We start from the raw sequence: 11,497 nt of genomic DNA, 5'->3' as shown, positions 1-11,497 counted from the left end.
TTTATATGTCCAAGTTTCTAACTGTTTTTGCATATTTTTCTATAAATTCCCTTCTTGGTTCGACTTTATCCCCCATCAAAATGGTGAAAATTTCATCTGCAGCTATCGCATCCTCTAATGTAACTTTAAGCATCGTCCTCTTCTCTGGATCCATAGTTGTATCCCATAACTGGTCAGCATTCATTTCTCCAAGACCTTTATACCTTTGAACAGTATAATTTTCCCTTCCAATTTCATTTAAGATCTTGTCTAATTCTCTATCCGAGTAAGCATAATATACCTTTTTGCCCTTTGTAATTTTATATAAAGGTGGTTGAGCAATGTACACATTTCCATTTTCAATTAAAGGTCTCATAAACCTATAGAAAAATGTTAAAAGTAATGTCCTAATATGGCTTCCATCTACGTCTGCATCTGTCATTATAACTATTTTGTGGTACCTTAACTTACTTATATCAAAATCATTCCCTACGCCAGTACCTAAAGCAGTTATCATTGCTCTTATCTCTTCATTAGACAATATCTTGTCAAGTCTTGCCTTCTCTACATTTAAAATTTTTCCTCGGAGTGGAAGTATCGCTTGAAATCTACTGTTTCTACCTGATTTAGCAGAACCTCCTGCAGAGTCACCCTCTACCAAGAAAAGCTCACATTTGGAAGGGTCTTTCTCCGAACAGTCGGCAAGTTTACCCGGCAAAGTAGTATTTTCAAGAGCAGACTTTCTTCTGGTAAGCTCTCTGGCTTTTCTCGCAGCTTCCCTTGCTCTTGCTGCTTGAGTAGCTTTTTCTACTATAACTTTTGCAACTGAGGGATTTTCTTCTAAAAAAGCCGAGAGTTTTTCTGTTACTACATTTTCTACAATAGACCTCATTTCAGAATTTCCTAATTTTGTTTTAGTCTGTCCTTCAAACTGTGGATTTTTTAATTTTACACTTACAATAGCTGTAAGTCCTTCTCTTACATCTTCACCCTGTAAATTTTTCTCGTTATCTTTTATAATCCCGTATTTTCTTGCGTAATCATTAATGACTTTAGTCAAAGCTGCTTTAAAGCCTACTAGATGGGTACCGCCTTCTCTAGTATCAATATTATTAGCAAAACTAAAGATATTTTCAGTATAACTGTCATTATACTGCATGCAAACCTCTACTTCATAGTCGCTATTTTTCGCTTCCATGTATATAGGCTCTTCATGGAGGACTTCTTTATTTCTATTTAAATACTTTACAAAAGATATAATTCCACCTTCGTAGTTAAAGACCTCTTCTTTTCCGTGTCTTTCGTCTATAAGCTTAATATTTATACCCTTATTTAAAAACGCTAATTCTCTCAATCTTTGAGCTAATACATCATAGTCGAATACAGTTTCTTCAAAAATCTCCTTATCCGGCTTAAAAGTAATAGTTGTACCTGTCTCTTCTGTCTCTCCAATAACCTCTAAATCCGTTTTTGGAACTCCTCTTTCATATATTTGCCTATAAATTTTCCCATGTTGTTTTACAATAACTTCTAATTTTTCAGATAATGCATTTACAACAGAAACACCTACTCCATGCAATCCTCCAGATACTTTGTAAGCGTCATTATTAAATTTTCCACCTGCATGTAACATCGTTAAAGCTACTTCTACAGCCGGTTTTCCAACTTTTGGGTGAATATCTGTAGGTATACCTCTTCCGTCGTCTTCAACCGTTATAGAATTATCTTTGTGTATAGTAACTACTATATTTTTGCAATAACCGGCCAATGCTTCATCTATACTATTATCGACTACCTCGTATACAAGGTGATGCAGTCCTCTGCTACCAGTAGAACCTATATACATTCCTGGCCTTTTTCTCACAGCTTCTAAACCCTCTAATATTTGTATTTGACTCGCAGTATAAGTTTCATCCTTTGCCATATTCACAACCTCCGCAAATTTATCCAACAGTTTTATTTTATCATTCTTTTAAGAATTGCTCAATTCAAAACATTTCCCGAAAAATTTCCCGGGAAATGAAGAGGAAATAATTTTATTTTTATTATTGCCTATAATATAATATACTTAACAAGTATACCTATAATATAATATACTTAAATTGAGGTGAATTCAATGGCTACTTATGAAGATTTTTTAAAACTTGACATACGTGCAGGAAGAATAATTGAGGTAGAAGACTTTCCAAAAGCAAAAAAACCTGCTTATAAGTTAAAAATTGACTTTGGCGAATTAGGAATCAAAAAGTCCAGCGCTCAAATAACAAAATTGTACAAAAAAGAAGAGTTGTATAATAAATTGGTGGTCTGCGTAGTTAATTTTCCTCCAAAGCAAGTAGTAGATTTTATATCTGAAGTATTGTTGCTTGGAGTTGATGACGAAGATGGGAATGTCGTCTTGCTTCAACTAGAAAGAGAAGTAAAAATAGGCAATAAAATCTATTAATGGTTTTATTTTTTATGGAAGGTGGTAAATAGTGAAATTTTTAGGCGTCAACATAGGTAAACTCATCAACATATCCTGCAAAATCACAGGAAAAGGTGGAACATCTCTTCCCGGAAAAATCGCACTAAAGTACGATTCTAAATTAATTGAAAAACTAATAGGGCCCATAAAAAACAACAAAGTACTAATAACAGGTACAAATGGCAAAACTACAACTTCCGGATTAATAGCCTCTATTTTGACCACTGCTGGGAAAAGTGTTGTACACAACAAAGAAGGAGCAAATATGAAAACGGGAATTGCGACTGCTTTAATAAAAAGCAGCAATTTTTTGGGAAATTTACAAAAAGATGCGACCGTTTTTGAAGTAGATGAAGCAAACATGCCCATTGTGATAGAAGATGTAAAACCCAATATAGTAGTAATAACCAACTTTTTTAGAGACCAATTAGACAGATATGGAGAACTAGATACAACAGTAGAAAAAGTAAAAAAAGCCCTTTTAAACCTGCCACAAGATTCTATAGTATTACTAAACGCTGATGAACCTTTTACAGCTTCAATAGGAGATGAAATAAAATCGAAAGTTTTTTACTATGGAATTGAAGACAACATTGAAGGAATTAACTCCTCTTCTTTTGAACAAAAATACTGTCCAATTTGTGCCCACAAATACGAATATAAAAAAATATATTACGGGCAACTGGGAGACTATTACTGCCCCAATTGTGGCAAAAAGCGACCAAACCCTCATTTTAAAGCCACTAATATATTTTTAAATGAAGATGGAATAAATTTTAATCTATACTATAAAGATAAAATTTTTACAGTTAAAAGTAGATTAATAGGCTTATACAATGTGTATAATTTATTAGCAGCTATATCTGCTGGCATTTTGTTGAACATAGACTTTAGCACTATATTAAAAGCAATAGAAAGCTATTGGCCAATAGAAGGAAGATTACAAAAAACTAAAATAAAAAGCAAAAGGACAATAATAAATTTAATCAAAAACCCCATCGGTTTTGAAAGCACTTTAAATATGCTATCTCAATTTAATAAACCCTTAAACCTTTTAATTTCTATAAATGATAATTACGCTGATGGAAGGGATGTGTCTTGGCTGTGGGATGTAAACTTAGAAAGCTTTTTATCAAAGACAAAAGTAAACTATATAGTAACTTCAGGTTTAAGGGCAGAAGACATGGCAGTAAGATTAAAATATGCCGGCTTTGATATTAAAAAAATAAAAATAATAAATTCTATAGAAAAAGCTCTTGACACTATAGCTGATTTAACAGAAGAAGAATTAATAGCTGTACTTCCCAACTATACTTCTTTGTATGATGTAAGCAAATATTTAAAATTACAGGAGGCAAAAAAATGAAATTAGTCGTTGGCCACATGTATCCTGATTTATTAAACTTATATGGAGATATAGGAAATATTGTAGCTTTAAAAAAAAGATGTGAATGGAGAAAAATTGAAATAGAGATAAAGCCAATAACTTTAGATTACACTGAAGAATTTACTGACATAGACCTTCTATTCTTAGGAGGAGGGTCAGATAGAGAGCAAAAAATTGTAAGTGATGATTTAAAAAATAAAAAAGGTAAAAATTTGAAAACAGCTATTGAAGATGGTTTGACAGTATTAGCTATATGTGGAGGATATCAATTACTTGGAGAATACTATCAAACTCTGGCTGGTAGCAAATTAGAAGGTTTAGGAATTTTAAAAGCCTGGACAATAGCTGGTAATAGGAGATTGATAGGAAATATAGTTATAGAGACAAATATAGCCGATAAAAATTTTAAAATGGTAGGTTTTGAGAATCACTCAGGAAAAACTTTTTTTGAAAAAATAGAGCCTTTAGGTAAAGTAATAATTGGAAATGGAAATAATGGAGAAGATAAAACAGAAGGATGTATCTATAAAAATGTGTATGGAACATATCTCCACGGTCCAGTACTACCCAAAAATCCTGAATTTGCAGATATTTTAATTGAAACTGCTTTAAAGAGAAAATATGGAATAGTAGAATTAACTCCTTTGGATGACTCTTTAGAACAACAAGCTAAACAATCTTTGATAGAAAGATTTGTAAAAAAATAGAGGATTACGGCCTTTATCAGCTTGTTGACAAAGTATAATTTTGATTGGCATTTTGCAAGTTTGCTCCAGCGACAAAGCAGGCTAAACTAACGCTCGCTCTCAGACTCCAGCGGGGTTCCGGCCACATTCGACATCCTGTCTCAGGTGGCCGCTTCCGCCATCCGTGGCTCCAGCCCCGCCTCCGTCTTTCGAGCTTGCTAAGTTTAGTTACTGCTTTGTCGCGAGTCGCATTACTTCACAAAATGCCAATCTTACAAAATAGTTTGTCTACAGTCTGATAGAGGCTTTTGCCTCTATTTTACAATTCAATTTCACAACTTTCCTTCTCAACTTTTTCACCATTTATCTTAATCTCTTTGATGTCGTCAAAATTTTTAAATATAAATTTATACTTTTTAACTCCTTTGTGATAGCCAAAGTGAATTTTATCAAATTTTATATCCATTCTTCCTTCTTTATAACAAAAACTTATATCGAAGAGGTTATAAACCCCTTTAGTATAATCGAAAGATTTTCCATCATCTTCATAATGGAGATAATGTCCCTCTTTCCCTTTGTATATCTCCACTGTTAATTCTTCCAGCTTCTTTTCCCCTATAAAAGACTGAGGCTGCTGTTTTAACAGTATTCCTCCTTCTTTTACAAAAAGAGGTATTACTTCTATAGGAGCATCCACAAGGTAATAGTTTTTTCCTTTGAATCCTTTTCCCGTCCAGTAATCATACCAGATTCCTTCAGGTAAATAAACTTCTCTTCGTTCTTTTGAAGGAAGATATACAGGAGCAACTAAGAGACCTTCTCCAAACATAAATTCATCATATATCTTATGAGTATTTTCATCTTTTTGATATTCAAAAACCAAAGGTCTCATAATAGGATAGCCTTTTTGAGATGCAATGTAAAACAAATCATATAAGTAAGGCAAAAGTTCATATCTCATTTTTATATATTTTCGAGAAATATCTTCTGCTCTTTTACCAAAAGACCATGGCTCTTGGTCTTTTGTTCCTATTGCAGAATGAACTCTTAAAAACGGAGTAAATACCGCAGCCTCTATCCACCTTATAAAAAGTTCTTCATGGCAATCTCCTTCAAATCCTCCAACATCTGCTCCTGCAAACGGTTGTCCAGATAAACCTATGTTCATTAACATTGGCATCATCATAAGAAGATGCTCATACAAGCTTCTGTTGTCTCCTGTCCACATTGCAGCATACCTTTGTATCCCTGAAAAAGCGGCTCTTGTCAAAACAAAAGGCCTTTCATTAGGTCTTATCCTTAGAAAACCATCTCTTGTGGCCATTGCCATGTAATTTGCATAGACATTGTGAGCCTCTTTGTGAAGTACCTTTTCTCCATCTAAAATATGAATATTATCCTCTGGCATTGTTTTTGTAGGTGTTTCAAAAACTGCTGGTTCATTCATATCATTCCATATACCATCAATGCCATCATTTATAAATTCTCTGTGCTTTTCACCCCACCAATATCTCACTTCTTCTTGTAAAAAGTCAGGAAAACAAGCTTCCCCTGGCCATACTTTTCCAACGTAGGTTATACCGTACTTATCCTTTACAAAATAACCCTTTTCAATTCCTTCTCTGTAAACATGGTAGTCGTAATCTCTCTTAACTCCTGGATCTACAATTGTCACTACTTTAAATCCCATTTCTTTAAGCTGTTTTAACATTTCTTTGTGGTTTTTAAACGTTTCTTTATTCCATGTAAAAACTCTATACCCTTCCATGTAATCTATATCGAGATATATCACATCACAAGGAATATCTTTTTCTCTAAAAGTTTTTGCAACCTCCAGTACTCTCTCTTGTGGGGTGTAACTATATCTGCTTTGTTGATTACCTAATACCCATAATGGCGGAAGACTTATCCTTCCTGTAAGATATGTATAATTTTCCACAACCTCTTTTATGTCTTCTCCGTATATAAAATAGTAGTTCATTTGGCCGCCATATGCTCCAAAAAAATAATATTCTTGACTTTCTTGACCCATATCAAAAAAAGACCTAAAACTGTTGTCCAAAAATATTCCATAAGTGTGATAATCGTTCATTCCTATGAAAAAAGGGTAAGACTCATATAAAAGTTTTGTAGTCTGGTTGTGAGTCATAAATTCATCTGTATTCCACATCTCCAGCCTTTCGCCTTTTTTGTCGAGATATCCTGCTTTTTCTCCAAAACCGTAAAAATGGTCTTCTCTTAACTTTTTATAGCATCTTACATCTGTTTCACTAAATTTTACTCCTCCATTGTAATCCTCATTAATTATATTTCCATTTTTATCTAGGAAACTCACAGAAAGGTCATTTTTATTTATTTTTACTTTCAATGAATTAGTCTCAATTAATATGCTTTCTAATTCATCACTTATACTAAACTCAGGAATATCGTATTCTTTCCTTTCTATCGCAATTGTATCCTTTCTTTTTTCCTCTTTATTACTTACAAAAACGTTAATAATTTTATCACCTAATACTCTAAGCTCTAACTTCTTTACTTCATTTCTCACAACAATTTTTTCCGATGTTTTTTGATACAATTCAATACCTCCCTATTCCTCTATTTTTTGTGTCCTTCTTATAAGAGTAAAGGCAGAAATTGGTGATAAATAAATAATACTCCTCTTATCCCTTTCTGTGATTATAAAAGACTTTGGCTTTTCGTCAGAAATTCTGACCACAAATCCTTCTTCTTCCGCTACTCTCAGAAACTGAATAGTAGCTTCAGAAGTGGTTACAATATTCATATCAAAAATGCCTATAATTTCTTTATCAGGTACTACCACGTTGCCGCCTAAATGGACATACATTTTTTGACCCCCTATTCCTTAATGACAACCCCATTAGATATCTTAAAATAACAATCTCCTTTTAAATCTCTTTTTGTAGTATGGGTTATAAAAGTCTGAAAACCTTGTAATCTTTCTAAGATATATTTCTTTCTATTTTCATCTAACTCTGACATTACATCATCCAAAAGCAGTATGGGTTTTTCACTAGTCTCCTTTTTTAAAATTTCAAACTCTGATAATTTAAGGCATAAAGCCACTGTTCGCTGTTGGCCTTGAGAAGAATATACTCTTGAATCATAGCCGTTTATAATAATCTTAAAATCTTCCCTATGAGGTCCTACTTGTGTTGTAAGATACTTTAAATCTAAATCTATATTCTTTAATAGTTTTTCTTTTAATCTTTTTTTAACTATTTCTTCATCTGAAGCATCTTTAAGTCCAACACTATTTAGGTAGACAATTTCTGCTGTCTCATTGGAAATTTCAAGTAAAAATTTTTTTATATTAATTTCTACATTTTTTAAGTAACTTTGTCTCACCACAATTATTTTTGCACCGTATTCTACTAATTGGTCATCAAAAATTTCTAGTATACTTCTACTTTTTCCTTCTTTTATAGTCTTTAATAGTTTATTTCTATTTATTAGTATTTTGTTATATTGCATGAGATTATAAAGATAATTCTTTTCAACCACAGATATACAAGAATCTAAATATTTCCTGCGATGGGAAGGTCCTTCTTTTATTATGTTTAAATCTTCAGGAGAAAAAATGACTGTCAAAAGCTGACCTAAAAGTTCGGAAGTTGACTTTATTTTATTGCCATTTACTTTAATGACTTTATTTTCATTTTTCTTGTATCCAAATTCTATTTTTTTATCGTTATTTTCTTGACAAATTATTGCTTTTACATAAAAATAATCTTCTCCAAATTTTATTAGTTCTGTAGTTTTGCTCCCTCTAAAAGACCTTCCCATACTTAAAAGCCTAATACTTTCTAATAAATTGCTCTTTCCTTGTGCATTTAAACCATAAAATATATTTATTCCTTCGCAAAATTCTATTTTTTGCTTTTGTAAATTTCTAAAATTGTCGACAAATAGCTCCTTCACATACAAGTTAAATTCCTCACTTTATGATATAAGTTTTACCCTCTACCTCAATTATATCATTTTTGTGAAGTTTTTTACCTCTTTTTAATTCTATTGCGCCATTTACTTTAACTTTTCCTTCTAAAATAAATTTCTTTGCTTGTCCTCCAGTTTGACATATTTTCATATACTTTAAAAATTGCCCTAAGGTAATATATTCCGTCTCTATAGGCACTTCTATCATTTAAAAAACACCTCTTATTTTTAATTGAGTTTTACAGGAAGTATCATATAAAGATAATCTTTACTTCCTATAGGTTTTATTATTAACGGATTTATACTATTTATGAAATAAAGCGTTATTTCCTCTTCATCGATGGCTCTTAAAGAATCTAATAAATATCTTGAGTTAAAAGCGATCTCAAGAAACATTCCTTTTACATCGACTTCTATCTTTTCTACCATTTTACCCTTTTCAGAATTAGAAGAAACAGTAATAAATTTATCACCAATCTCAAACTTAATCAAATTATTTTTGCTTTCTGCAATTAGTGAAGCTCTTTCAATACTTTCAGTTAAAACTTCTCTTTTGACTACCACTTCAGTCTTATAATCCTTTGGTAAAACAGCATTGTAGTTTATAAAGCTTCCTTCTAAAAGCCTCGATATTACCTTTGTATTTTCAATTTGGAATAACACTTGATTAGCAGTGTGGTATATCTCTATCTCTGTTTCCTTATCTTCTAAGATTCTGTATATCTCTTCTAAAGTTTTACCTGGAATTACTATAGAATATTTTTCTATATCCTCGTCAAAGAATTTTTCCTCACTCTGATAAGAATATATAGCCATTCTAAATCCATCTAAAGCTACTGCTTTAACTTCATTTTGAAACACTTCGAATAGAACACCTGTCAAAATAGGTCTTGTTTGCTCCTGGGCAATACAAAAGACTGTTTTTCTTATTAGGTCTTTTAGAATATTTTGCGTCAACTTAAAAGAATTTTCTCTAGATACTTGAGGGATTTCAGGAAATTCTACAGCGTCGCTTCCTGCAATAGTGAAATTTATGCTATCGCAAACTACATTTACCGTGTTTTGAGAATCACTTTCTACCTTTACTTCTCCCTCTGGCAATTTTCGAACTAATTCTGAAAAAATTTTTGCAGGTACAACTATTTCTCCCTCTTCTTCTACCACTGCAGGAATTTGACACTCTATCCCTATGTCCAAATCAGTTCCTGAAAATTTGACTTGACCTTTCAAAGCTGAAATTTTGATACCTTGAAGAATAGGAAGAGTAGTTCGGGAAGATACCCCCCTTATTGCAATATTTACTCCTTCAAATAATGAATTTTTATCACACACAAATTTCATTTTTTTCACTCCTGTTTTTGAGAATATTTTTTTGAATCAAATCATATAATAAATAAGATAAGCATTTAGTAGTCGTAGTAATAGAAAGTGTTAGTTTGTTAGTAATGGTTTGTGAAGCAGAGAAAAAGTCGATAATTGTCTGTGAATAACTTTTGGACAATTATTTAAAATTATTAACAATATTCACAGACAAAAAATTTTAAAACATATAAACAGGGTTATCCCTGTTTATATGTTAAAAACCTTTTATTCTCTTTTTAAGTTCCTCAATCTGCCTTGAGAGAAGTTCGTCTTGTTTTATTTCATTAGAGATTTTTTCATAGGCATGTATTACAGTAGTATGGTCTTTTCCAAATTCTTCTCCTATCTTTGGAAGAGATAAATCTGTCAATTCTCTTGCTAAGTACATGGCAATTTGTCGAGGATAAGCTATGTTTTTTGTTCTCTTGCGGGACCTGAAGTCTTCTAGTTTTATGTTATAGTACTTGCAAACTTCTTCTTGTATGAGTTTTACAGTTATTTCCCTTGTTTTATTAGATACAATTTCCTTTAGGGCATGCTTAGTTAATTCTAAGTCTATATTAGATTTTGTAAGATTTGAAAAAGCTACGATTCTTATTAGTGCTCCTTCTAACTCTCTTATGTTTGATTGGATTTTTTCTGCCACATAAGCTAAAACTTCGTCGGGGATATTGAGATTTTCTGTTTGAGCTTTCTTTTTAAGTATTGCTATTCTTGTCTCATAATCTGGTGGCTGTATATCCGCGATTAAGCCCCACTCAAACCTTGACCTTAGCCTTTCTTCTAAAGTTGGAATTTCTTTTGGTGGTCTGTCACTAGAGATAACTATTTGCTTGTTTGCTTCGTAAAGGGTGTTAAAAGTATGGAAAAATTCTTCTTGAGTTCGTTCTTTTTTGGCTATAAATTGAATATCATCTATTAGAAGGACATCAATATTTCTGTACTTGTTTCTAAATTCTTCATTTTTATCGTCTTTTATGGAGTTAACTAACTCGTTTGTAAACGTTTCTGACGTAACGTACATTATTTTGTAGCCACTTTGATGTTTATTGATAAAGTGCCCTATTGCATGCATTAAATGGGTTTTGCCTAAACCTACTCCTCCATAAATAAATAAAGGGTTATAAGCTTTTGCTGGAGCTTGAGCTACTGCAAGACATGCAGCATGAGCAAGTTTATTGCTGTTTCCAACTACAAAAGTATCAAAAGTATATTTTGGATTTAGAGTGGAAAGAGTGGTGGATTCAGTTAGGTTTTCTTTTTCTAAGGATTCTCTGATTTCTCTATATTCTTCTTCGTCTTCTGATAATATTTTTATCTCGTATAGTTTATTTGTAGCTTTTGAAGCAGCGTCGTAGATAATATTTATATATCTTCCATTTATTATATTTTTTGTAAAAGTATTAGGAGTGCTTAAAAATAATACATCATCAATGATTGCTAAGGGTTTTATGTGAACTAACCAGGTGTTGTAGCTGGTGGGGGTAAGCTCACTCTTTATGACCTCCACTATCCTCTCCCATATTTGACGATGATCTCCATACATTGTATGACCTCCTAAGCCCATCAATAAAATGTGGATAACTTATTTAAAAGGGTGGCATAATATATTATCGGTATAAGTTAGTTGTTAATAAGTTAAATTTAGTTTTGTGAATT

10 protein-coding genes are annotated in these 11,497 nt (G+C 32.2%); 3 read left to right on the top strand and 7 right to left on the bottom strand.

The genetic code is table 11. From position 1 onward, the window contains the following. Nucleotide 1: 1 nt before the first annotated feature. Entirely contained in the window at nt 2-1,903 is a 1,902-nt protein-coding gene (gyrB, locus tag THEWI_RS00050) for a DNA topoisomerase (ATP-hydrolyzing) subunit B (RefSeq protein WP_014061982.1), read from the bottom strand. Nucleotides 1,904-2,095: 192 nt separating this feature from the next. Between gyrB and THEWI_RS00045 the strand changes: the two genes are divergently transcribed. Genes THEWI_RS00045 through THEWI_RS00035 form a run of 3 tightly spaced genes read left to right on the top strand, consistent with a single transcriptional unit; the run spans nt 2,096 to nt 4,540 of the window. Next, nucleotides 2,096-2,425, top strand: coding sequence for a tRNA-binding protein (locus THEWI_RS00045; RefSeq protein ID WP_014061981.1), 330 nt, complete (start codon nt 2,096-2,098; stop codon nt 2,423-2,425). A gap of 31 nt (nt 2,426-2,456) precedes the next feature. Further along, nucleotides 2,457-3,812: a Mur ligase family protein gene (locus THEWI_RS00040; protein WP_014061980.1), complete on the top strand. Its 1,356-nt coding sequence runs from the start codon at nt 2,457-2,459 to the stop codon at nt 3,810-3,812. After that, entirely contained in the window at nt 3,809-4,540 is a 732-nt protein-coding gene (locus THEWI_RS00035) for a type 1 glutamine amidotransferase (RefSeq protein ID WP_014061979.1), read from the top strand. The genes THEWI_RS00040 and THEWI_RS00035 overlap by 4 nt, the downstream gene beginning before the upstream one ends. 298 nt (nt 4,541-4,838) lie before the next feature. Here the strand turns inward: THEWI_RS00035 and THEWI_RS00030 are convergent, their stop codons facing one another. The 6 genes from THEWI_RS00030 to dnaA all read right to left on the bottom strand — a co-directional run bounded on the left by THEWI_RS00030 (nt 4,839) and on the right by dnaA (nt 11,384). Then, complete coding sequence (locus tag THEWI_RS00030) at nt 4,839-7,097, bottom strand: glycoside hydrolase family 31 protein (RefSeq protein ID WP_014061978.1); 2,259 nt, start codon at nt 7,095-7,097, stop codon at nt 4,839-4,841. A gap of 12 nt (nt 7,098-7,109) precedes the next feature. After that, nucleotides 7,110-7,367 carry an extracellular matrix regulator RemB gene (gene remB / locus THEWI_RS00025; protein ID WP_003869991.1) on the bottom strand — a complete coding sequence of 86 codons (258 nt, stop codon included), beginning with the start codon at nt 7,365-7,367 and terminating at the stop codon, nt 7,110-7,112. Between the two features lie 11 nt (nt 7,368-7,378). Further along, nucleotides 7,379-8,467 carry a DNA replication/repair protein RecF gene (gene recF, locus THEWI_RS00020; protein ID WP_014061977.1) on the bottom strand — a complete coding sequence of 363 codons (1,089 nt, stop codon included), beginning with the start codon at nt 8,465-8,467 and terminating at the stop codon, nt 7,379-7,381. A gap of 10 nt (nt 8,468-8,477) precedes the next feature. After that, complete coding sequence (yaaA, locus tag THEWI_RS00015) at nt 8,478-8,684, bottom strand: S4 domain-containing protein YaaA (RefSeq protein WP_014061976.1); 207 nt, start codon at nt 8,682-8,684, stop codon at nt 8,478-8,480. A 20-nt stretch (nt 8,685-8,704) separates the two neighbouring features. Then, nucleotides 8,705-9,817, bottom strand: coding sequence for a DNA polymerase III subunit beta (gene dnaN, locus THEWI_RS00010; RefSeq protein WP_014061975.1), 1,113 nt, complete (start codon nt 9,815-9,817; stop codon nt 8,705-8,707). A gap of 235 nt (nt 9,818-10,052) precedes the next feature. Continuing rightward, nucleotides 10,053-11,384: a chromosomal replication initiator protein DnaA gene (gene dnaA / locus THEWI_RS00005; protein ID WP_014061974.1), complete on the bottom strand. Its 1,332-nt coding sequence runs from the start codon at nt 11,382-11,384 to the stop codon at nt 10,053-10,055. Nucleotides 11,385-11,497 lie beyond the last annotated feature (113 nt).

Source organism: Thermoanaerobacter wiegelii Rt8.B1 (assembly GCF_000147695.2).
GTDB classification, from domain to species: domain Bacteria; phylum Bacillota; class Thermoanaerobacteria; order Thermoanaerobacterales; family Thermoanaerobacteraceae; genus Thermoanaerobacter; species Thermoanaerobacter ethanolicus.
Note: the sequence above shows the minus strand (reverse complement) of the source record. Positions and strands in the feature narration are given on the sequence as shown.